We start from the raw sequence: 21,976 nt of genomic DNA, 5'->3' as shown, positions 1-21,976 counted from the left end.
CTCGGGGGATCTCCAGCGCCGCGGGCGCGCCGAGAGCCAGGGCACAAGAGGGGCTCGACATGGCACTCCGTTCCACCCGCACCACAGACGGCGGTTCCACCCCTGACAGACCCCCCGGTCCGGACGGTGTGTCAACCAACCTCCCCGACACCCCTTCCGGGCCGGGAGTCCACCCCGTGGACGAGCTGCTGCCGCCGGTGAAACTGATCTCCACCGGTCTGCAGCACGTCGCCGCGATGTACGCGGGAGTCGTTGCTCCCCCTCTCATCGTCGGCGCCGGCGTGGGGCTCTCCCCCACCGAGCTCGCCCTGCTCATATCGGCCAGCCTGTTCACCGCCGGACTGGCCACCCTCCTGCAGACCCTCGGCATCTGGAAGATCGGCGCGCGGCTGCCGTTCGTGAACGGCGTCTCGTTCGCGGGCGTCGCGCCCATGATCGCCATCGCCAAGGAGCACGGACCGAAGGACGCCCTCCCGGTGATCTTCGGAGCGGTGATCGTCGCGGGGCTCCTGTGCTTCCTCGCGGCGCCGTACTTCTGCAAGCTGATCAGGTTCTTCCCGCCGGTCGTCCAGGGCACCGTGATCACCCTCATCGGGGTGTCCCTGCTGCCGGTGGCGGTGAACTGGGCGCGCGGCGGCTCGCCGGGCGCCCCCGGGTACGGCTCCATGCGGGCCATCGGCCTCGCCGCGATCACCCTCCTCGCGGTGGTGCTCTGCAACCGGCTGCTGCGCGGCTTCTGGCAACAGCTCTCCCTGCTCGTCGGGCTGGCGATCGGCACCCTGCTCGCCTTCCCGCTGGGCCTCGCCGACTTCGGCGCGGTACAGGACGCGAAGGTCTTCGCGCTCCCCTCCCCGTTCCACTTCGGCGCCCCCGTGTTCGACGCGGCCGCGATCGTCTCGCTCTGCATCGTCATGGTGGTCTCGATGACCGAGTCCACCGCCGACATGCTGGCGCTCGGGAAGATCGTCGACCGCGAGGCCGACGAACCCACGCTCGCCGCCGGCCTGCGGGCGGACGGGCTGGCCACCGCGCTGAGCCCGGTCTTCAACGGCTTCGCCGCCAGCGCCTTCGCCCAGAACATCGGGCTGGTGGCGCTGACGAAGATCCGCAGCCGCTTCGTGGTCGCGGCCGGCGGAGGCATCCTGATCCTGCTCGGGCTCTTCCCGGTGCTCGGGTCGGTCGTCTCCCTGGTGCCGCAGCCCGTCCTCGGCGGTGCCGGGATCGTGCTCTTCGGCACGGTCGCGGCGAGCGGCATCCGCACCCTCGCGGAGGCCGGCATGGAGTCCAGCTCGAACACCATCCTGGTGTCGGTCGCCCTCGGCGTCGGCATCATCCCGATCGCGGTGCCGACCTTCTACGACGCGTTCCCGGAGGCCGTCCGCACCCTGCTGCACTCCGGGATCTCGGCCGGCAGCGTGATGGCCGTCCTGCTCAACCTGCTCTTCCACCACGTCGGGGTAGCCCGCCGGTCGCCGGCCGACGGGACACCCGCCACGACGGTGCCGACGGCGACACCGTCCTGACCGGTTGACGGGGGGCGCGTGCCGCTCATCGCGCGCCCTTCGTCAACCCTCCCCCCATAGGAGTAACACCATGGCAGTCCAGCCCCCGCCCGCCGACCAGCGGATCGTGATCGAGAACGTCGCGATCGCGACGGTCGACGCCAACGACACCGAGTACGCCCGCGGCCACGTGGTCGTCCTCGGCAACAGGATCGAGTCGGTCGGCGACGGCCCCGCCCCGCAGTGGCTGGACAACGTGGTGCGCCGGATCAACGGCGAGGGCCACCTCGTCACCCCCGGACTGGTCAACACCCACCACCACTTCTACCAGTGGATCACCCGCGGCCTCGCCCAGGACAACATCCTCTTCGACTGGCTGGTCGCCCTCTACCCGACCTGGGCCCGGATCGACGACAAGCTGGTGCACGCCGCCGCCCAGGGCTCGGCCGCCGCGCTGCTCAAGTCCGGCTGCACCACCGCCGCGGACCACCACTACGTCTTCCCGAAGGACGGCGGCGACATCCTCGGCGCCGAGATCGAGGCCGTCCAGGAGCTCGGTATGCGCTTCACCGCGCTGCGCGGCTCGATGGACCGCAGCAAGAAGGACGGCGGCCTGCCGCCGGACCACGCGGTCGAGAACACCGAGGAGATCCTGATCGCCTCCGAGGCGGCCGTGGACCGGTACCACGACTCCTCCTCCGACTCGATGCTGCAGATCGCCATCGCGCCCTGCTCGCCCTTCTCGGTCTCCACCGAGCTGATGCGCGAGGCCGCGCTGCTGGCCCGCCGCAAGGGCGTCCGGCTGCACACCCACGGCTCCGAGACCGCCGAGGAGGAGGCGTTCTGCAAGGAGCTGTTCGGCATGGGCCCGACCGACTACTTCGAGTCGGTGGGCTGGCTGGGCGAGGACGTCTGGATGGCGCACTGCGTCCACATGAACGACTCCGACATCGCCAAGTTCGCCGAGACCGGCACCGGTGTCGCGCACTGCCCGTCCTCCAACGCCCGTCTGGCCGCCGGCATCGCCCGGGTGCCCGACATGCTGAAGGCCGGCGTCCCGGTCGGCCTCGGCGTGGACGGCACCGCCTCCAACGAGTCCGGCGAGCTGGGCACCGAGCTGCGCAACGCGCTGCTGATCAACCGCCTGCACGGCTACCCGACCGCGCTCACCGGCCGCCAGGCGCTGCGCCTGGGCACGATGGGCGGCGCCCGGGTGCTCGGCCGGCAGAACGAGATCGGCTCGATCGAGGTCGGCAAGCTGGCCGACCTCGCCCTGTGGAAGATCGACGGCATCATGCACTCCTCGATCGCCGACCCGATCGCCGCCCTCACCCTCGGCGCCCTGCCCCCGCTGGCCGCCCTCTTCGTCAACGGCAACGCCGTCGTCGAGAAGGGGCAGCTGACCACGGTGAACGAGGACCGGATCGCCCAGGCCTGCGCCCGCGCCGCCAAGGAGCTCGCCGCCCGCCCCGTGTAACCCCTGAACTCCGGGCCGCCCAGGGACGGTGCGTCACCCGGACTCCGCGAGCCGCCTCCAACCGGGCGGCGAGCGGACCGCAGCCCCGGACCCACGGCGAGGGTCCGGGGCTGTGGCGTGCCCGGCGGCCCGCTCCCACCCCCGTGGGGCGCGGGCCGCACGATCAACGGGCGACCGCCGCCGGCTCCGCCCCCCGGGTCGCGGCCGGGAGCGCGGCGCCCGCGAGCACGAAGACGCCCGCCAGGACCGCCCAGCCGGCCCGGCCGTGATCGACCACGGTCAGGCCGACCACCAACGGGCCGATCACGTGAGCCGCCGCCTGGCCGCTCATGAACACCCCCTGGTACTCGCCGTGGGCCCGCGGATCGGCCAGGTCCAGACTCAGCGTCCAGCCGCCGGCGGAGGTGAGCAGCTCACCCAGGCTGTGCACCAGCGCCCCGGCCAGGATCGCCCCCGCCGCCAGGGTGGCCGAACCGCGCGCGGCCGCCGCGTAGAGCAGACAGCCCGCCGCCAGCAGCAGAGCGCCCCGGGCACAGGCCCGGGCCGCGGACGCGACGTCGGCCACACCGCGGCTGGCGCGGACCTGGAACACCACCACCAGAAGGCAGTTGACCACGTTGACGGCGGCGACGGCCGCCGCCGGAGCGTCCGTCGCGAGCACGATCCACAGCGGGATCCCCACCGTGAGCACCGCGAACTGGAGCTCCAGCACCGCGTGCAGCGCGGTGATCACCAGGTAGCGGCGGTCACGCAGCGCCGTGCGCCGCCGGCCGGAGCCCGCCGGGCCGCCCTCCTGACGGGTCGTCACCTCTGCGGTCGGCAGGCCGGCCAGCAGCGCCGTCGCGCCCAGGAAGCTCAGGGCGTCCAGGACCATCACGACGACGTACCCGGCGTAGCTGTCGGACTGCAGCGCCAGCGCCGCACCACTGGACCCGATCACCAGCCCCGCGTTCATCACCGAGCGCAGCAACGCCCGCGAACGCACCTGGCTCTCGGCCGGCAGCATCCGGGCGATCAGCGCGCTGCGCACCGCCGCCGCGCCGCGTTCCAGCACCGTCGCCACGCAGGCCAGCGCCACGAAGGCGGCGAACGAGTGCACGAACGCGTAGCCGACGACGGCGACCGCCTCCAGCGGCCCGACCACCGTCAGCAGCCGCCGGGCGCCCACCCGGTCGGCGAGCCGGCCCATCGGCACCCCGGCGAACACCCCGCAGACACCGGCCATGCTCAGCCCGAGCGCCACCCCGCCGGGCGTCAGGCCGACGGAACGGGTCAGGAACAGCACGCTGACCGTCACGAACAGGCCGTTGCCGACGGTGTTCACCAGGCTCATCAGGGCGAGCCTGCGCAGCAGTGGGTCGGCCGGCAGCAGCCGGCGAACGCCCGAGGGGGGCACCGCGGTGGAAGTCATGGCAGATAGGACAGCGGGCTTCCCGGAGCGGCGGAACTCATTTACCGTTACGGTCAATGTTCGAGTTCCGTTTGGGCGTCGACGACCTCGCCGCCACCTGGTTCGGCTACTCCGCCCTGCAGGAGACGGTGTTGAGCATGCGCGCCCGCCGCTCGCCGGGCCGCTACCCGGAACAGCAACCGTGGATCGCCGGCTGGCAGGAGCGCTACGAGACGCTGGACACCGAGCTGTTGGAGTCGATGATCGCGCCGGTCGGCTTCGTGCCGGACTTCCTCACGCCACGGCCCGCCGGGCCGCGCCCGGACTTCGCGGCCGAGCTGGCGCGACTGGCGGCCACCCCGGCGGAGGTGGTGCGGGCCGACGTGCTGGAGGCGTACCGGGGCGGCGGGACGGCGAGCCCGCTGCCGCCGGTACTGGCCGCGCTGATCGACGACCCGGCGGCGCTGACCGCCCGGGTGGCCGAGGCGCTGGACGCGTACTGGACGCGCTGCCTCTCCCCCGCCTGGTGGCCGCGGGCCCGGTCGGTGCTGGAGGCGGACATCGCCCACCGGGGCCGGATGCTCTCGGAGCGCGGGGCGGAGGGACTCTTCGCCGACCTCGACGACCGGCTGACCTGGCACGCCGGGGTGCTGCGCCTCGTCGACCCGCACCCCGCCGTGAAGGCGGTGGGCACCACGGTGGACGTCGCCGGGCGGGGGCTGGTGCTGATCCCGACGCTGTTCGGGCTCGGCGCGCAGACCGACGTCACCCAGGCCGGGCCGCCGCTGGTCTGCTACCCGGCGCGGGGCAAGGCGACGATGGCGGAGGGGCTGGGCCCGCAGCGGCCGGAGCGGGCGGGCGGAGCCCTGGAGGGGCTGATCGGAGCGCCGCGGGCCCGGCTGCTGGCGATGCTGACCGTCCCGGCGAGCACCACGGAGCTGGCCCAGCGGCTCGGGGTCACACCGGGCGCGGTCAGCCGCCACCTGGGCGCGCTCGCCTCGGCGGGCCTGCTGGACCGCACCCGGCACGGCCACCGCGTGCTGTACCGGCGCAGCCGGCTCGGCGACGCGCTGGCCGCGGGCGGGGACGGGTGACGGTGACGGGTTACGGGTGACGGCCGCCGCCCCCGGCGTCCGCCGGATGTTCGCCGCCCCCGGGCGGGCTCAGGCCGTGCGGCCGAGGGTGGCGAGGTAGGCGCGCCAGCCGCCGTACCCGGTGATCTCGCGGTGGACGCCGCGCTCGGCCTCGCCCCGGGCGAGGAGCATCGAGAGGCAGGCGGAGCCGTCGGCGAGCTCGATCACACCGAGCTCCAGCTCGCGCGGCTCCCCGGGGAGGATGACGTCGCGCAGGTGTTCCAGGGTGATGTCGTACAGCTCGCCCTCGATCGCGGTGTCGACGGCCGGGTCGGCGAGCAGACCCGGGCAGACGTCGCCGATCGAGAAGAAGCGGTAGCCCGGCGCGGTGCGGACGGGGCCGACCAGCGCGTCGGCGACCGAGGCGTGGAAGGGGCCGCCGACCATCGCCTGGCCGTTGAAGAAGATGTGTGCCACGGGGGTTCCTCCGGACATGACCGTTCCGTACGGCGACGGGGAGGACAGGTGGATTCGTCGCCGTACGGAACGGAGCAAAGGGGCGCGGTCACTGCTACAAGCCGGCAGGCGGCAGCGGATGCGCGCGCGGATAGATTGGGCTCAGCCCAGCAGGGGCAGCGCGGGAAGGGTCAGGAAGTCCGCGAACTCCTCGGCCAGGGCGACCTGTTCGAAGAGCTTGGCGGCCTCGCGCCAGCGCCCACCGGCGTAGACGTCGTCGCCCAGCTCGGCCCGGAGCCCGGCGAGCTCCTCGGCCACCAGGCGGCGCACCAGCTCGGCGGTCGCCTTCTCCCCGGTGTCGGAGAGCACCACGCCGTTGTGGATCCACTGCCAGATCTGCGAGCGGGAGATCTCGGCGGTGGCGGCGTCCTCCATCATGTTGAAGATGGCGACGGCACCGAGGCCGCGCAGCCACGCCTCGATGTAGCGGACGCCGACCTGGACGGCGTTGTGCAGGCCCGCGTGGGTGCAGTGGCCGCCGGCGCCGGCGATGTCGAGCAGCTGCGCGGCGGTGACGGGCTCGGCCGGGCCGGGGTTCCCCTTCTGGTGCGGGCGCTCGCCGAGGACGGCGTCGAAGGAGGCGCGGGCGACCAGGACGAGGTCCGGGTGGGCGACCCAGGAGCCGTCGAAGCCGTTGCCGGCCTCGCGGTCCTTGTCGGCCTTGACCTTCTCCAGGGCGGCGGTGTTGACCTCGGGGTCGCGGCGGCTGGGGATGAACGCGGCCATGCCGCCGATGGCGTGCGCGCCGCGCCGGTGGCAGGTCTGCACCAGCAACCGGGTGTAGGCGGCCATGAACGGGGAGGCCATGGTGACGGTGTTGCGGTCCGGCAGGATGTAGTGCTCGCCGGCGTCGCGGAAGTTCTTGACGATCGAGAACAGGTAGTCCCAGCGGCCCGCGTTGAGCCCGGCCGCGTGGTCGCGCAGCTCGTAGAGGATCTCCTCCATCTCGAACGCGGCGGTGATGGTCTCGATCAGCACGGTGGCGCGGACGGTGCCGTGCGGGATGCCGAGCGCGGCCTGGGCGTGCGTGAAGACGTCGTTCCAGAGCCGGGCCTCCAGGTGGCTCTCGGTCTTCGGGAGGTAGAAGTAGGGGCCGGAGTTCGGGTCCTCGGCGCCGCGGGCGAGCAGCCGCGCCGCGTTGTGGAAGAAGTAGAGGCCGAAGTCGAGGAAGGCCCCGGCGACCGGCTTGCCGTCGACCAGCAGGTGGTTCTCGTCCAGGTGCCAGCCGCGCGGGCGGACCACGACGGTGGCCAGCTCGGCGGCGGGCCTGAGGGTGTAGGCCTTGCCGGCCGAGGAGGTGAAGTCGATCCGGCCCTCGAAGGCGTCGATCAGGTTGATCTGGCCGCCGACCACGTTCTCCCAGGTCGGCGAGGTGGCGTCCTCGAAGTCCGCGAGCCAGACCCGGGCGCCGGAGTTGAGCGCGTTGATGACCATCTTGCGGTCGGTGGGGCCGGTGATCTCGACCCGGCGGTCCTGGAGGGCGCGGGGGGCCTCGGCCACCGTCCAGTCGGCCTCGCGCACCGCGGCCGTCTCGGGGAGGAAGTCCAGGGTGCCGGTCCGCGCGATCTCGGCCCGGCGGGTCTTGCGGCGCACCAGGAGCTCCTGCCGGCGGTCCTCGAAAGCGCGGTGGAGGCCGACGACGAAGGCGACCGCCTCCGGAGTGAGCACCTCCTCGGCCCGATGGACTCGCGGACCGGCGACAGTGACGACCGGAGCGGCGGGGGAGGCGCCGGCGGGTCCCTGATCTGTAGCCATGAGCAGGACACTCCTAAGACGGTTGAGCATGGCGAAGGCAGTTCCGGTGGGAACTTCCTTGATCTGAACCGATCTGAACCCCACCTGTCGGAGGGTTCGATTCTGTAAGGTGGAGACTAGTTTCCGCGATACAGAATTTCAACGGTTTGTTGAGGTGATCGCTGGGACTCTACTCCTCCCCCGACAGCGAAGGGAACGCCGGTGGTTGCGACCCCCGACACAGCATCGACGACGGGTGCGGACCGCGCGAGCGGCGGTGTGCAGTCCGTCGAGCGCGCCTTCCTGCTGCTGGAGGCGCTGGCCGACTCCGGCGGCGTGGCGACGCTCAGCGAGCTCTCCACCTCCTCCGGGCTGCCGATGCCCACCATCCACCGCCTGGTTCGTACCCTCGTGCAGCAGGGCTATGTCCGCCAGGACACCGCACGCCGCTACACGCTGGGCCCGCGGCTGATCCGGCTCGGCGAGACGGCCGGGCGGCTGCTCGGCAGCTGGGCCCGCCCCTACCTGGCCGAACTGATGGAGGCCACCGGCGAGACGGCCAACCTGGCCGTGCTGGAGGGCGGCGAGGTGGTGTACGTCGGGCAGGTGCAGTCGCGGCGCTCGATGCGGATGTTCACCGAGGTCGGCCGCCGGGTGCAGCCGCACTGCACGGGCGTCGGCAAGGCCCTGCTGGCCCAGCTGCCGGAGGAGGAGGCGCGGGCGGTGCTCGGCCCCAACCCGCTGCCGGCGCACACCTCGTACACCGTGACCGATCCGCAGGAGCTGTTGCTCCAATTGGCGGAGGCGCGCGAGCGCGGCTACGTGGTGGACGACCAGGAGCAGGAGATCGGGGTGCGCTGCATCGCGCTCGCCGTACCGGGCGCGCCGACCCCGACCGCGCTCTCGGTCTCCGGCCCGGAGGCCCGGATCCGGGCGCTGGAGGAGCAGGCGGGCGCGGCCTCCCTCGTCCCCGTGATGCACGAGATCGCGGCCCGGCTGGGGCAGGTCCTCGCCCCCTGACGCAGCATCACCGGTGTTCTCCGTGGCCGGAGGTCGGCGCCGTCGGCCTCCGGTACTCGTGTTCGCCCGTTCGAGCGGCCCGAGGGCGGGTTGCCCCGGCGGCGGCGGACGGGTCGGTCACGCTGGGTCGGGACGCCCCCCGACGGTGCGGGGCGCACGGACGCAGAGAGCAGGGTGAGCGCGATGTCGCGCAGCGGGTCGATGAGAAGGTCCCTCGGGAGGTCCCTGACGGTGGGGACCGCGCTGGTGGCGCTGGCCGCCGGGCCGGCGTGGGCCACCACCTGTCCGGTGGCCGAGCGGGACCCGGCCGCCGGGGCCATGGCGCCGCCGCCGGCCGCGGCACCGGCACCGTCCGACTCCGACCTCCAGGTGGTCCGGATCGACCCGGACCCCGCCGCGCCCGGCGGCACCACCACGGTGCACGCCTTCGTCAGCAACCTCGGCCCGGACCGGACGGCCTCCTCGTTCACCGTGGTGGTCACCCTGCCGGAGGGGGTGACGGCCGAGGGGCCGTTCTTCCCGGAGAACTGCTACGAGTTCCAGAACGGCCACCGGGTGCGCTGCACCTTCCCGGCCGGGCTGGCGAAGTTCCGGAGCGCCACGGCACTGATCCCGGTCCGGCTCGCCCCCGAGGTCCCCCTCGGCAAACTGAGTGGCGGCTACGTCGCGGTGCGCAGCGACGACGACCGGAACGAGACGAACAACAGGCAGCCGTTCGAGATCCCGGTGGTGGAGACCACCGAGGGCTGAGCCGTACCGACCCGGGCCGTACGGTCCAGGGCCGGAGTGCCCCTGGACCGTACGGCCCGGGTCGTTCGGTGCCGGCCGTCAGCGGTAGACGCGGACGTAGTCCGCGGCGAAGGTGATCGGAGCCGTGCCCTGGGGCGCCGGGTGGTACTGCCCCGCGCTCAGGGACAGGTTGAGGATCAGGTACGCCGACCAGTTGGCGCCGACGCCCTTGCCGTCCGCGAAGACCTTCACCCCGTTGATGTACCAGTCGACCGAGTTGGCGCCGTACTGGGTGCCGACGGTGACCCACTGGTCGTGGGCGATCGCCTTCGCGTCGGTGACGTACTTGTGGTCCGCGTTGACGTGGTTGGTCAGCTCCAGCAGGTTGGCGTTGTCCGAGTGGTACTCGAACGTGTCGATCTCGCCGTGGTTGCCGCTGGTGCCGTTCCACGTCCACAGCGCCGGCCAGGCGCCGGTGCCGGCCGGGAGCTTGACCCGGGTCTCGACGTAGTCGCCGGTCTTCACCTTGAAGCCCTCGCCGGAGTACTCCGTGGTGAGCAGCCCGGTGTCCCAGGCCTGCTTGCCGTTCTCCAGCGTGTGGCTGCTCGGCCTGGCGGTGAAGGTGGCGGCGCCGCCGGAGACGGCGACGTTGTTCTTGTTCAGCCAGTCGAGCTTGTTGTCGTTGGGGTTGTGGTCGCCGTAGTGGTACGAGCTGCTCTTGTCGGCGGTCCAGCGCGAGCCGAGGGCGAGGTTGTCGAACTCGTCGGACCAGGTCAGCGACTTCCCGGCGACCGGGGCACCGGTCGCGGGGGTCGACGGCGCGGGGGTCGACGGGGTGGCGGTCGGGGTGGGCTTGGGGGTGGCGGTCGCGGTCGGCGTCGGGCTCGGGGTGGCCGTGGCGCCGGAGACCACGAGCTGGCGCGAGGGCAGGTTGTGCCAGGCGCCGCCGAGGTCCTGCCAGAAGCCGAACTGGGTGTACGTCCCGGCGGGCAGGGTGCGGGCGCCGGTGGTGACCGACAGGCCGGTGGGGCAGATCTGCGCGTTGGAGGCGCTGCCGGGGAAGTCGAGGTTGCGCCCGGCCGCGTCGCGGACGCCCACGCCGACGGTCTTGGCGGTGAAGCAGGCCGAGGAGTGGACGGTCAGCGCGGCCGTGGTGGCCTTGCCCGCGACCATGGTGGCCGGGGCGAGCTTGTCCTGGGTGACGGTCGGCACGGTGGCCGCCTGGGCGCCGGTGAGCGCCGGGACGCCCAGCAGTCCGGCGCCGCTGATGGCGAGCGCGCCGGTGGCGGCGAAGGCGGCCTTGCGGCCTCGGTGGGAGGGGCGGGCGTGGCGCGGGGTCGCGCGCCGGGCAGGCTTCTGCATGGCGGTGTCCTCTGTGACGCCTGCGAGGTGAGCTGTCGGGTTCGGGCTGAGGTCGCCCGGCCGCCTGTGGAGCGGCTTCACCCCTAGCCTCGGCCGGTGCGCGGGAGCGCACGGGCCGGGCACTGACCTGGGTCCCCCGCTCCCGTCCACTGTGGTGCTCGACTGCCGACCGGCGGGTGGACAGGACTCGGCGTCCCGGCGGCGGGGTCCGCGAAGACGGACTCGTGCAGGCTAGGCAGGCCGCCGGGAAGGCGACAACCCGACAGGGGGTGTTGTCGCGCAGCTCACAGTGGGGCGGGGCGGAGTTGATCAAGTCGCCGGTGGAGTTGATCAGTTGGCGGCCGGGCCGGGGCGGGGCGCCGGAGGGGGACGCCGGCGGGGCGGGTCGGACGGGCGGGCGGCGGGGCGGCCGGTGGGCCGGGCGGCGGGGCGGCCGGCAGGGCCCGACGGCGTGGGCGCCGGCCGGTAGCGGGTGCCCGCCAGTCCCCCGCGAAGGTGGGCCGGTCGGATAGGTTGGGGGTCCAGCCGTATCCAGCCGTACCGCACAGACGAGAGACGAGGACCAGTCCCGCCATGACCGCGCCCCTGCCCGCCTTCGCCGGCCGCACCTACCTCTTCCAGGTCGACAACGGCGCGGCGTTCCGCAACGCCTACTCGCCCGACGGCAAGCGGCTGCGCTGGGAGGGCCTCGGCGAGTCGGCCGGCCAGTGGGAGGACGTGGCGCTGCACATCGCCGAGATCGGGCCGGAGCTGTACTTCGTCAGCTGGACCGAGCAGAGCGGCATCACCGTCAGCCATGTGATGGACCTCGGCAGGCTGACGGTGCGCGCGTTCTGGACGTACGAGGGCGAGGGCGGCCGGGTCGGCGAGCTGCACACCGGGACGCTGGAGCCGGTGGCCTGAGGCGGCGGCCCGGGGCGGTGACCTGAGGCGGCGGCCCGAGCGACCGGCCGGCGAGCCGGCGGGCCGCGCCGATGGCCCGAGCCGGTGGCCCGGGGCGCCGGCCGCCGTACCGCCCGGCTCCTCCCGGTCAGACCGTGCGGTCCGGCACCCTGAGGCGCTGGGAGAGCCACTCCAGCGAGGACGGCAGCAGCCTGCTCCAGGTCTCGAAGTTGTGGCCGCCGGTCTTCATCATGCTGTAGGAGACCTTCATCGGCCCGTGCGCGGCGGCGATGAACGCCTCGGTGTCCCGCCGGTAGTCGCCGTCGCCCTCCCGGGTGCCGGCCAGCAGCACGGACACCTCGGGGTGCGGCAGGTTCTTCAGCCGCCACATCAGGTCGGCCTCGTTGCGACGCTGCTGGCTGCCCTTGAAGAGGTCCCCGGTGGTCGGGTCGTCGGCGGCCTGGTAGTAGCCCGAGAGCGAGACGGCGGTCGGGAAGACCTCCGGGTGGCGCATGGCGAGCTTGAGGGCGCAGTAGCCGCCGGTCGAATTGCCCATGAAGCCCCAGGCCTGCGGGTCGGCGGAGACCCGGTACGTCGCCTGGATCGCGGCCGGGACGTCCTTGGTGAAGTACGTCTCCGACTGCGCGCCGCCCGGGATGTCCTCGCACTCGGTGTCCTGCGGGAGCGCGGGCGAGGGGCGCATCAGCACCATCACGGTCGGCTGCATCCGACCCTCCTGGAGCAGCTTGAGCGCCGCGCCCGGGTAGTTCAGCCGGGTCACCAGGTTCTTCGCGATCCCGGGGAAGCCGGTGCTCACGATCACCGCCGGGAACTGCTTCTGCGCGTACTCCGGCTGGAAGTACTGCGGCGGCAGGTAGACGTACCCCTCGGTGGAGAGCCGTGTGGTCGCGCCGTCGATCCGGACCTCGCGGATCTCACCGGACTGCTTGGGGTCGCGGCCGAGCGCCCCGCCGCCCTGGACGGAGGCGTGGCCGATGGTCTCCACCTGCAGCCGGCCGGAGGCGTCCGCCTTGTTCTGGATGACGACCGGGCCGTTGTCGCCGGTGCCGAGCAGGTCGTCCCAGCTGCTGTAGAAGGCGAAGTAGTTGTTGGCCACCAGACCCAGCGCGGCGAGCACGGTGAGCTGGGTGGCGAGCAGCGCACCGATCCGGCCGAGCACCGCCTGCCAGGACTTCTTCGCCAGTCTCGGCCACAGCCAGACCGTGCCGGCCATCATCACGACGGCGATCAATACGGTCAGCGCCAACACCTTGTGGCTCGTCAGACCCATGTCCTGCTTGCTCCCACGCCTCGAACTCCCCCGCCCCCGCGGTAACGACGCCCGGGACGGCCGCCCCGGTTCCCCCGTCCACCACGGAAGCCACCGCCGAGGCTCGATCGACAACCCTAGCGGTCCGCCGGGCCCGGCCGGACCCGCCGACCAGCGGGGATGGCGGGCGTGGCGGTGGGGGGCGGCGTGACGCCGGGGGCGGGACGGGGTCAGGGCGGGGTGGGACCGGGGCGGGGCCGGCGCTGAAGCCGAGTCAGCTGACGCTGACCCAGAGGCGCAGGCCGGCGGTCAGTTCGCGCATGCACCGGGCACCCAGTTCCTGGGGCGAGCCCGGCCCGGTGGCGGGGGCGTCGGAGAAGGCCCACTCCTCCAGGGCGACCCGGATGGCGGTGGTCGCGGCGGCGGCGGCGAGCCGGATCTCCAGCTGGTCGGTGCCCCGGGGGCAGCGGGCGGTGAGCACCGCGCGCAGCCGTTCCTCCGAGTCGGCGTGCACGCGCTGCCAGACCGAGTCGAGGCGGGGGTCGCGGAGCAGGTCGCGGGTCCAGTGCATGGCCTCGACGGCGGGGGTGTCGGTCGGCGTCAGCGACTCGACCGCCGACCGCTCCAGGGCCTCGCGCACCGGCAGATCGGCCGAGCTCTCCGCGAAGAGCAGCACCCAGCGGCGCCCGCCGGCCGCCAGCAGCGGGGCGACGGCGTCCTCCTTCACGGAGAAGTAGCGGTAGAAGGTGCGCACCGAGATGCCGGCGGCGAGGGCGATCTCCTCGGCCGTGGTCGCCTCGGCCCCGCGTTCGGCGAAGAGCGCGGCGGCGGTGCGGGCGATCTCCAGCCGCGTGGTGTCACGGCGGCGCTGGTTCAGGGTGGGGCGTCCGATCACGGGGCTCAGCGTACGCGGGCCGGTCGGTGGATCGGCGCGACGTGCCGCAGTGGCGCGGTCTGCCATGACGGCGTGATCTGCCACGGCGGCGTGTCGTGCCGAGGTGGCGCGACATGCGCGGGCGGGCGGGGCGGCACGGCGCGCCGGGGTGGCTTCAGATGCCGAACCGGCAGGTCAGGGCAGGGTGGCGCATCGTGCCAGATTGGCACGTCATGACTTATTGGCACGTTGTGCCACTTCGGCGTACCGTGTCAGGCGAGGTCGCGAGACCACGAACGAACGGAGTACCACCATGGAGCGCTTCAGCGGACGGAACGTCCTGATCACCGGCGGCGGCTCGGGCATCGGCCGGGCCACCGTGCACCGGATCCTCGCCGAGGGCGGGCGGGTCGTCGCGGTGGACGTCAACGAGGACGGACTGGAGGCCACGCTGGACCGGGCGGCCGCCGACGGTACCGCCGACCGCCTGACCACGTCGGTCGTGGACATCGCGGACGAGGCGGCCGTCCGCGCGGGCGTGGCCGGGGCGGTCGCCGCACTCGGCGGGCTGGACGTCCTGGTGAACGCGGCCGGGATCCTGCGCTCCTCGCACACCCACGAGACCAGCCTGGAGTTCTGGAACAGGCTGATCGCGGTCAACCTGACCGGCACGTTCCTGATGACCCGCGAGGCGCTCCCGGCCCTGCTCGCGGGCGGCCGGGGCGTGGTGGTGAACTTCAGCTCCACCTCCGCGACCTTCGCCCACCCGTACATGGCCGCGTACGCCGCGACGAAGGGCGGCATCCAGTCGTTCACCCACGCGATCGCCTCGGAGTACGCCAAGCAGGGCCTGCGCGCGGTCTGCGTCGCCCCCGGCAGCATCGACAGCGGCATGACCAACAACCCGGGCCTGCCCGCGGACGCCGACTTCGGCCTGCTCGCCAAGCTCTCCCCCGCGCTCGGCCAGGGCTTCGCCGGGCCGGAGACGGTGGCCGGCGTGATCGCCATGCTGGCCTCGGAGGACGGCGCCTTCGTCACCGGCACCGAGATCCGGATCGACGGCGGCACGCACATGTGACACCGGGCATGTCACACGGGCTGTGACGCCGGGCCGGGGCACCGCGTCGGCCCGGTGTCCCGGCGGGGCTGTTCCGGGGCGCCGAGGTGGCCTTTACTGGAAGGGAGGGAACCCGAGCCGGCGGACGGGCGCCGCACCGCGACACCGCCGTCGGTGGTTCAGCGGCTCGCCCGACAGGAGGCCGTGCCATGAACTCACCTCCACGCGAACAAGCCCCACCCCGTCTCGTCGTCGACAGTCCGGACCGGCTCCGGGGCCAGGTCTTCGTCCTCGACGACCAGCCGATGCTGGTCGGCCGGGACGCCTCCTGCCAGATCCGGGTGGGCGATCCCGGCGTCAGCCGGCGGCACGCCGTGGTGTGGCGGTCCGCCGGTCACACCACCGTCGAGGACCTGGCCTCCACCAACGGCACCCGGCTGAACGGCCACCCGGTCCAGGGGCAGCAGGAGCTGCACGCCGGGGACATCCTGGACTTCGGGCCGTTCGAGGTGCACTACGAGGACCCGGACGAGGCCGTCACCGTCCCCGGCATCGGTGCCCAGGGCCCGTCGGCGGTCACCCGGACCGCCGCGCTGCCGCTCCCGCAGGAGCAGCACGAGCCGCAGCGGCCCGCGCCGGCCGTGCCGCCGGCGCCCCCGCAGCGGTACCCCCCGCCGCGACCGCCCGCAGTGGGCCGGCCACCACCCGACCGGCCGCCACCGCAGCCCGGGCCGCCCGCTCGACCGGTGGCACCACCGCTCGGGGCGGAACGCCGGTTCGACGTGGGGCAGCAGCAGGCCGGCAACCTCGCCAACATCGCCGGCAACCAGTACAACGTGCAGGCCCGGGAGAGCTTCTTCCGCGAGGTCGCCGCCACCCGGACCAGGGCGCGGCACCTGATCGTGACGGGGTTCCTGCTGTTCGTGGTCGGCGGCGCGGTCTACGGCTGGGCGATCATCAGCTTCATCGCCAAGACCAACGACGCGACCCGCTTCGACCGCCCCGAAGTCACCGTGCCCAATGTGCTCGGACCGGAGATCGGCGGGATGCCGGTGGGCGCCATCGGCTTCGCCGTGGCCGCGATCGGCAGCGTGCTGATCATCGTCGGAATCGTCCTGCACATCGTGGCCACCTCCCGGCGGCGCCGCTTCGAGTCGGAGGAGGCACTGCGACTGCAGGCGCCACCACCCCGCTGAGTCCCCGCGGGCACCCCCACCGGACCGACTCCCCACCGGAGGCGCGCCATGGTCTTCAACATCGGCAACCAGCAGGGCGGCGTGGTCAACAACGTCGCCGGCGACCAGACCGTCCGGGGCGGCCAGTCGGGCCACTTCACGGCCGACGGGCAGGACGTGCGCGGGCTGGTCGGTGAGCTCCGCACCGCCGTCGAGCAGGCGCAGCTGCCACCGGCGGTCGCACCCGAGGTCCGGACCGAGCTCGACGCGCTGGACACCGAGGTCGCCCGGCCGGAGCCGGACCGCGAGGCGGTGGCGGGCCGGCTCACCCGGATCACCCGGCTGCTCAGCTCGGCCGGGGCGCTCGTGGCGGCCGGCACCGGGCTGCTCGGACCGCTCTCCGCGCTGGCGGGCTGGCTCGGCGCCCTGGGGCAGCCGATCCTGCGGACCCTGGGCGGCTGAGCGGGGTCGCGGCCGGGCGCGCGCACGAGTGGGCGGACGCCCGACCGGGTGTCAGGAGCCCCTCAGCGGGCGGTGCGGGGGACGGCCAGGGCCTCGGCGGGGTTGGTGACCAGCACCCGCCGGCGCAGGTCCGACCCGAACTCGCGGTCGAGGCGCGGCCCGAGGGCCGTGAGCAGGTGGGTGGGCCCGGGGCTGTGCCGGGCGGTGCGGGTGGTGGTGTCGCCGCCGAGGAGGAGCCGGTCGGCGTGGCCGGCCTCGACCAGCGCGGCGACGGTGTCGAACAGGTGGTGGTCGGTGGCGTGGTGGGCCCGGGAGGGGCCGTCCAGGGCCAGGTAGGCGCCGGAGCCGGCCAGGTGCCGGTGCAGGCGCAGATCGGGCAGGCGGTTGAGGTGGCCGAGGATCACCCGGTGGGCCGGCACGCCGTACTGCCCGCAGAGCAGGTCGAGGACGTCCGGCGCGGCGGTGCCGAGTTCGTGGTGGACGGCGATCGGGGCGCCGGTGGCGTGGTGCGCCTCGGCCGCCGCCGCCAGCACCCGGCGGGTGTGCCGGCCGAGGCCGTGGTAGTCGCCCGCCACCTTGATCAGCCCGGCCCGGACGCCGGCGGGCGCGCCCTGCAGACCGGTGGTCAGCTCGGCGGTGAACAGCTCGGCGAGCCCCTCGTAGAGCCCGGCGAGCAGCTCGGGATCGTAGTGGACGGCCTGGTGCAGCCCGGTCGCCGCGACCAGGTGGACACCGGTCGCCCGGGAGAGCCCGGCGAGGGCCGAGGCGCCGCGGCCCATGCCGTACGGGGTCCACTGGACCAGCGCCCGGCCGCCGGCCGCCGCGAAGTCGCGCAGCACCTGCTCGGCGGCCGCCGGGTCGTCCAGCTCCTCGCCGGGCAGTCGGGGGCTGCGCAGGAAGAGGTGGTCGTGGGCGTCGCAGACACCGAACTCGGCCGGGTCGAGGTCGCCGAGGACGGTGCGGATCACGCTGCTCCCGGCGGTGGCGGCAGGAACGGCGGCGGCCGTGGCGGCGCTCACGCGGCCCGGCTTCCGGTGTCGCCCCCGGCGGGGCCGGCGTCCGCCTCGGCGAAGGTGTCCCTGGCCACCCGCAGGCCGGCCAGGGCCTTCGGCACGCCGACGTAGGGCGCGAGGTGGACCAGCACCTCGATGATCTCCGCCCTGCTCAGCCCGACCCGCAGGCTGTTGCGGACGTGGTCTGCGAGCTGCGGCTCCACCCCGCCGAGGGCGGTCAGCGCGGCCAGGTTGGCCACCTGACGGTCGCGCAGCGCCAGCCCGGGCCGCTGGTAGGTGCCGCCGAAGAGGCTGGTGACGATCCAGTCGGCGAAGCCGGGCGCCAGCTCGTCCAGCCCGCGCAGGGTGACGGCCTGGGTCTGCGGAGCGGCGAGTTCGTCGAGGAGCGCGTAGCCGGCGGCGCGGTCGAGCGGGGCGGGGACGAGGTCGACGGGGTCCATGGCGGGAAGTGGTCCTTTCACCAGTGGCGGCCGGCGGGCAACCGGTCGAGTTCGGGGCTGGACAGGTGCAGCACCCGGTAGCGGGTGCCCGGGGCGGCCGCGGGCGCGGGGCCGTGCCAGAGCGCGATGCGCAGCAGCTCCCAGCGGTCGGGGTCGACGGCCACGGCGGCCGTGTGCAGGGTGGGGTCGTCGGGCAGGGACGCGAGGGCGGCCTCGACGGCCTCGGCCGGGTCGCCGCCCTCCGGGAGCCGTTCGAGGTGGCGGGTGGCGGAGGTCGCGGTCCCGTCCGCGGCGCCGCGGCGCAGACCGGCGCCGAGCCAGTGCCGGACGGCCGGGCGGCCGAAGTCGGCGCTCAGGCCCCGGAACCCCGGGCCCCAGAGGAAGCTGTTCATGCCCTCGGGGGTGCGCCAGAGATAGAGCGGGGCGTACTGGTTGACGGGCGAGAGGTCCTGGCCGCGCTCGCGGACCAGGTACGCCTTGAGCCCGAGGCCGGGGTAGTCGTCGAGCAGGTGGCCCTTGTCGGCGACCCGCCGGTGGACGATCCCCATGTCGTAGTCGGCGGGGAGGGTGATCTCGTACTGCATGGCGTGCACGGCGGGCTCCTCGCAAGGGGTTCGGGCCTGGCTGGGGCCGGCCCGGCCGGGCGGTCCTCAGCCGGTGCGGTGGGGCCGGGGCGGGCCTGGCCGGGCGGTCCTCAGCCGGTGCGGTGGGCGGCGAGCAGCCCGAGGGCGCCCCGCACGGCCTGGTCGAACGGCTCGGCCCGGCCGGCCGCACGGGCGAGGACGTAACCGCCCTGGACCACGGCGACCACGGCGGCGGCGGTGTCGGCCGGGTCGGCGGCGGGGGCGAGTTCGCCGGCCGCCTGGCCCTCGGCGATCACCTCGGCGAGCCGGCCGCGCAGCCAGTCGAAGGTCTCCTCGACCGGGGCGCGCAGCTGCGGGTCGGCGACGACGTCCGGATCCTGCGCCATCCGGCCGATCCGGCAGCCGCGCAGCACGTCGCGCTCGCGGCCGAGGTAGCCGGCGATCCGCTCGTAGGCGGTGCCGGGGGCGGCCAGATCCGCCTCGGCGACGGCGCGCAGCTGCTCGGCGCTGCGGCGCAGCGCGGCGGCGGCGAGGTCGGGCTTCCCGCCGAAGTGGTGGTACATGCTGCCCTGGCCGACGCCGGCGCGCTGCTGGATGGCCTTGGGGCTGGTGCCGACGTAGCCGCGTTCCCAGAGGAGTTCCTGGGTGCTCTCGATGAGGCGGTCCTGGGTTGCCATGCGGACACTGTACCTACTGGTACGTACAGCTGTACATACCAGTAGGTACAGAACCTCGGCGGGTCAGCGCAGCTCGCGTCGGATCACCGGGGCGACCTCCGCGGCGAACAGCTCCAACTGCTCGTGCTGGACGTCCTCGGCGAGCGCGTCCACACCGATGCCGACGACCTCGTTGCCGAACGCCTCGTGATAGCGGTGGATCTTCTCGATCACCTGCTGCGGACTGCCGACCAGCGCCGAGCCGCGCTCCAGCGCGTCCTCCAGCGACGCGAACGGCGAGTTGTTGTGCTTGCCGGCCGCCGAGGCGAACAGCGCGTTCCAGTACGGGCGGAACCCCTCGACCGCGTCCTGCGAGCGCCTGGCGACGAACAGGCCCCCGAAGCTCGTGCCGACCCGGGCGTCCTTCGGGTCGCGGCCGTAGTGCTCCCAGCGCTCGCGGTAGTGGTCGACCAGCGCCTTGTACTTGGCCAGCGGGTGGAAGGAGTTGGCGGAGAACAGCGGGTCGCCGAAGCGGGCGGCCAGGTCGGTGGACTGTTCGCTGGTCGCGCTGCCGTGCCAGACCGGGATCGGATCCTGGAACGGGCGCGGCGAGGTGGTGACCTCCCTGAGCGGCGGCCGGGTGCTCCCCTCCCAGCTGACCTTCTCCTCCCGCCAGAGCCGGTGCAGCAGGGCGTAGTTCTCGGCCAGCGCGTCCCACTGGCGCTCCTCCGGCAGCCCGAACAGGTCGAAGTGGCGCGGGTCGTTGCCCTTGCCGATGATCAGTTCGAGGCGGCCGCCGGAGAGTTGGTCGAGCACCGCGTAGTCCTCGGCGACCCGGACCGGGTCCAGGATGCTGAGCACCGTGACGGTGGTGAAGAGCCGGATCGTGGTGGTGCGGGCGGCGATGGCGCTGAGCAGCACCGGCGGCGCCGGGGAGAGGAACGGTTCGCCGTGCCGCTCCCCCACCCCGTAGCCGTCGTAGCCGAGCCGCTCGGCGGTGACGGCCTGGTCGATGACGTTGTGCAGCTTCTCGTACGGGGTGCGCTGCACACCGGTGACGGGGTCGGGTCCGTTGGCGACGAGGGACGAGACGGTGAACCGCACGGCGGTCTCCTTGGGGGCGCTCGGTGTCCGCTCGGCGAGGTGCGCCGGCGGCGGGGATCAGCGGGGATCAGCGGGGATCAGCAGGATCAGCGGGAGCTACGGGGATGAGCTGTGATCAGCGGGCATCGGCAGGGTTCCGCGGGACCGCGCAGGACTGCCCGCACCGTGCGGGAGTCCGGCGCGCGCCCGCGCCCGGGCGGCCTCCGGCGCCTCGACGGGTACCGCGTGCCCCGACGGGCCCGGCCGCGCTCGTACGGGAGCAGCGGTGGGGCGGGAAGGCGGGGGGCCGGCGCGGAGGCGGTGTCAGCGCGAGGCGGCGACGGGGCGACAACAGCGCAGGAGGGCGGCGCAGATGGTCATATCAGCTCCCCTTCGCCTCGCACACACACGATCCACCGCGAGCATATGCACCGGTCAGAAGCGGGGCAAGAGCTTGATCGGGGCGGCAGTCCTGGCAGGATGTCCGGCATGACGTACCTCGCCGCGGATGACCGCTATGCCTCGATGACCTACCGCCGGGCCGGCCGCAGTGGCGTCCAGCTGCCCGCCGTCTCGCTCGGCCTGTGGCACAACTTCGGTGACACCCAGCCGCTGGAGGTGCAGCGGGCGGTGCTGCGCCGCGCCTTCGACCGGGGCATCACCCACTTCGACCTGGCGAACAACTACGGTCCGCCGTACGGCAGCGCCGAGCGCAACTTCGGCTACCTCTTCGCGCAGGACTTCAAGCCGTACCGCGACGAGCTGTTCATCGCCTCCAAGGCGGGCTGGGACATGTGGCCCGGCCCGTACGGCGACGGCGGCAGCCGCAAGTACCTGCTGGCCAGCCTGGACCAGTCGCTGGGCCGGATGGGCCTCGACTACGTGGACGTCTTCTACTCGCACCGCCACGACCCCGACACCCCGTTGGAGGAGACGATGGGTGCGCTGGACCGGGCGGTGCGCTCGGGGAAGGCCCTGTACGCGGGGATCTCCAACTACCCGGCGGAGCAGCACCGGGAGGCCGTGGCGATCCTGCGCGAGCTGGGCACGCCGGTCCTGCTGAACCAGTCCGCGTACTCCGTCCTCAACCGCTCCGTGGAGGATGGGGTGCTGGACGCGGTCGGCGACACCCGGACCAGCCTGATCGCCTACTCCCCGCTCGCCCAGGGACTGCTGACGGACCGTTACCTCTCCGGTGACGTGCCGGCCGGGTCGCGGATGTCGGTCGGGCACTTCCTCAAGGAGGAGGCGCTGACCGGGCAGAAGCTGGAGCAGCTGCGCGCGCTGAACAAGGTCGCCGAGCGGCGCGGCCAGACCCTCGCCCAGCTGGCGCTCTCCTGGGTGCTGCGGGACGACCGCGTGGTGTCGGTGATCATCGGCGCGAGCAGCGTCGCCCAGCTCGACCAGAACATCGACGCGCTGAACGGCGGCCCGCTGACCGCCGAGGAGCTGGCGGAGATCGACGCGCTCAGCCGCTGAACCACCCCGCCCCGGCAGGCCGCGCGGTGCACCGAGCCCGCTCGGGCCGCACCGCGTGACCTGCCGGGACCTGGGGCGTTGTACCGTCCGCACACGTCCTTCGAGACCCGGGAGTCCCCGTGCGGACGATCCTCCTGCGTGCCCTGGCACGCTTCGCCCGGCAGCTGGCGCTGACCTCGCCGATGCCGTTCCCCCTCC

21 protein-coding genes and 1 riboswitch are annotated in these 21,976 nt (G+C 73.6%); of the genes, 10 read left to right on the top strand and 11 right to left on the bottom strand.

Annotated features, from left to right (window positions below):
* The first annotated feature begins 59 nt into the window (after window positions 1–59).
* Together ACWDRR_RS08290 and ACWDRR_RS08285 are read left to right on the top strand one after the other, a co-directional pair.
* Window positions 60–1,523, top strand: a complete 1,464-nt coding sequence (locus ACWDRR_RS08290; RefSeq protein WP_449771363.1) for a nucleobase:cation symporter-2 family protein — start codon at window positions 60–62, stop codon at window positions 1,521–1,523.
* Window positions 1,524–1,593: 70 nt separating this feature from the next.
* The gene (locus tag ACWDRR_RS08285; RefSeq protein WP_449771362.1) at window positions 1,594–2,979 is read left to right on the top strand and encodes an 8-oxoguanine deaminase; all 1,386 of its coding nucleotides are present in this window, start codon (window positions 1,594–1,596) and stop codon (window positions 2,977–2,979) included.
* Between the two features lie 163 nt (window positions 2,980–3,142).
* Here ACWDRR_RS08285 and ACWDRR_RS08280 read toward each other — a convergent pair whose 3' ends face one another.
* A complete protein-coding gene (locus ACWDRR_RS08280) occupies window positions 3,143–4,390 on the bottom strand; it encodes an MFS transporter (RefSeq protein WP_449771361.1) in 1,248 nt (415 codons plus the stop codon).
* Window positions 4,391–4,446: 56 nt separating this feature from the next.
* Between ACWDRR_RS08280 and ACWDRR_RS08275 the strand changes: the two genes are divergently transcribed.
* Window positions 4,447–5,463 (top strand): helix-turn-helix domain-containing protein, encoded by a 1,017-nt coding sequence (locus ACWDRR_RS08275; RefSeq protein WP_449771360.1) that lies wholly within the window; start codon window positions 4,447–4,449, stop codon window positions 5,461–5,463.
* Between the two features lie 69 nt (window positions 5,464–5,532).
* On the opposite strand, the gene ACWDRR_RS08270 is transcribed toward ACWDRR_RS08275, so the two are convergent.
* A complete protein-coding gene (locus tag ACWDRR_RS08270) occupies window positions 5,533–5,919 on the bottom strand; it encodes an allophanate hydrolase-related protein (RefSeq protein ID WP_449771359.1) in 387 nt (128 codons plus the stop codon).
* A gap of 141 nt (window positions 5,920–6,060) precedes the next feature.
* Window positions 6,061–7,713, bottom strand: coding sequence for a malate synthase A (aceB, locus tag ACWDRR_RS08265; RefSeq protein ID WP_449771358.1), 1,653 nt, complete (start codon window positions 7,711–7,713; stop codon window positions 6,061–6,063).
* A gap of 201 nt (window positions 7,714–7,914) precedes the next feature.
* Here aceB and ACWDRR_RS08260 point away from each other — a divergent pair, with 201 nt between their 5' ends.
* On the top strand, window positions 7,915–8,712 hold the full coding sequence (locus ACWDRR_RS08260; protein WP_449771357.1) for an IclR family transcriptional regulator: 798 nt from the start codon (window positions 7,915–7,917) through the stop codon (window positions 8,710–8,712).
* 231 nt (window positions 8,713–8,943) lie between these two features.
* Window positions 8,944–9,462, top strand: coding sequence for a hypothetical protein (locus tag ACWDRR_RS08255; protein WP_449771356.1), 519 nt, complete (start codon window positions 8,944–8,946; stop codon window positions 9,460–9,462).
* 78 nt (window positions 9,463–9,540) lie between these two features.
* On the opposite strand, the gene ACWDRR_RS08250 is transcribed toward ACWDRR_RS08255, so the two are convergent.
* Window positions 9,541–10,803 carry a glycoside hydrolase family 16 protein gene (locus ACWDRR_RS08250; protein WP_449771355.1) on the bottom strand — a complete coding sequence of 421 codons (1,263 nt, stop codon included), beginning with the start codon at window positions 10,801–10,803 and terminating at the stop codon, window positions 9,541–9,543.
* Window positions 10,804–10,805: 2 nt separating this feature from the next.
* A riboswitch (cyclic di-AMP (ydaO/yuaA leader) is annotated at window positions 10,806–10,970 on the bottom strand.
* 406 nt (window positions 10,971–11,376) lie between these two features.
* Here ACWDRR_RS08250 and ACWDRR_RS08245 point away from each other — a divergent pair.
* Window positions 11,377–11,706 carry a MoaF-related domain-containing protein gene (locus tag ACWDRR_RS08245; RefSeq protein WP_329490584.1) on the top strand — a complete coding sequence of 110 codons (330 nt, stop codon included), beginning with the start codon at window positions 11,377–11,379 and terminating at the stop codon, window positions 11,704–11,706.
* A 127-nt stretch (window positions 11,707–11,833) separates the two neighbouring features.
* Here the strand turns inward: ACWDRR_RS08245 and ACWDRR_RS08240 are convergent, their stop codons facing one another.
* Together ACWDRR_RS08240 and ACWDRR_RS08235 are read right to left on the bottom strand one after the other, a co-directional pair.
* Window positions 11,834–12,976 carry an alpha/beta hydrolase gene (locus tag ACWDRR_RS08240; RefSeq protein WP_449771354.1) on the bottom strand — a complete coding sequence of 381 codons (1,143 nt, stop codon included), beginning with the start codon at window positions 12,974–12,976 and terminating at the stop codon, window positions 11,834–11,836.
* A gap of 253 nt (window positions 12,977–13,229) precedes the next feature.
* A complete protein-coding gene (locus ACWDRR_RS08235; protein ID WP_449771353.1) occupies window positions 13,230–13,850 on the bottom strand; it encodes a TetR family transcriptional regulator in 621 nt (206 codons plus the stop codon).
* Window positions 13,851–14,142: 292 nt separating this feature from the next.
* Between ACWDRR_RS08235 and ACWDRR_RS08230 the strand changes: the two genes are divergently transcribed.
* From ACWDRR_RS08230 to ACWDRR_RS08220, 3 genes are all read left to right on the top strand, one after another.
* Window positions 14,143–14,907: an SDR family NAD(P)-dependent oxidoreductase gene (locus ACWDRR_RS08230; RefSeq protein WP_449771352.1), complete on the top strand. Its 765-nt coding sequence runs from the start codon at window positions 14,143–14,145 to the stop codon at window positions 14,905–14,907.
* 188 nt (window positions 14,908–15,095) lie between these two features.
* A complete protein-coding gene (locus ACWDRR_RS08225; protein ID WP_449771351.1) occupies window positions 15,096–16,082 on the top strand; it encodes an FHA domain-containing protein in 987 nt (328 codons plus the stop codon).
* Window positions 16,083–16,130: 48 nt separating this feature from the next.
* Window positions 16,131–16,523, top strand: coding sequence for a hypothetical protein (locus tag ACWDRR_RS08220; protein ID WP_449771350.1), 393 nt, complete (start codon window positions 16,131–16,133; stop codon window positions 16,521–16,523).
* A gap of 62 nt (window positions 16,524–16,585) precedes the next feature.
* Here ACWDRR_RS08220 and ACWDRR_RS08215 read toward each other — a convergent pair whose 3' ends face one another.
* From ACWDRR_RS08215 to ACWDRR_RS08195, 5 genes are all read right to left on the bottom strand, one after another.
* Window positions 16,586–17,542, bottom strand: a complete 957-nt coding sequence (locus tag ACWDRR_RS08215; protein ID WP_449771349.1) for a phosphotriesterase family protein — start codon at window positions 17,540–17,542, stop codon at window positions 16,586–16,588.
* A complete protein-coding gene (locus ACWDRR_RS08210) occupies window positions 17,539–17,976 on the bottom strand; it encodes a carboxymuconolactone decarboxylase family protein (RefSeq protein ID WP_449771348.1) in 438 nt (145 codons plus the stop codon). The genes ACWDRR_RS08215 and ACWDRR_RS08210 overlap by 4 nt, the downstream gene beginning before the upstream one ends.
* A gap of 17 nt (window positions 17,977–17,993) precedes the next feature.
* Window positions 17,994–18,569, bottom strand: coding sequence for a DUF4865 family protein (locus tag ACWDRR_RS08205; protein WP_449771347.1), 576 nt, complete (start codon window positions 18,567–18,569; stop codon window positions 17,994–17,996).
* 101 nt (window positions 18,570–18,670) lie between these two features.
* Window positions 18,671–19,237: a TetR/AcrR family transcriptional regulator gene (locus ACWDRR_RS08200; RefSeq protein ID WP_449771346.1), complete on the bottom strand. Its 567-nt coding sequence runs from the start codon at window positions 19,235–19,237 to the stop codon at window positions 18,671–18,673.
* A 63-nt stretch (window positions 19,238–19,300) separates the two neighbouring features.
* A complete protein-coding gene (locus ACWDRR_RS08195; protein ID WP_449771345.1) occupies window positions 19,301–20,320 on the bottom strand; it encodes an LLM class flavin-dependent oxidoreductase in 1,020 nt (339 codons plus the stop codon).
* Window positions 20,321–20,788: 468 nt separating this feature from the next.
* Here ACWDRR_RS08195 and ACWDRR_RS08190 point away from each other — a divergent pair, with 468 nt between their 5' ends.
* Entirely contained in the window at window positions 20,789–21,778 is a 990-nt protein-coding gene (locus tag ACWDRR_RS08190; RefSeq protein ID WP_449771344.1) for an aldo/keto reductase, read from the top strand.
* Window positions 21,779–21,976: the final 198 nt, after the last annotated feature.

The sequence above is a fragment of the Kitasatospora sp. NPDC003701 genome, assembly GCF_053587085.1.
Note: the sequence above shows the minus strand (reverse complement) of the source record. Positions and strands in the feature narration are given on the sequence as shown.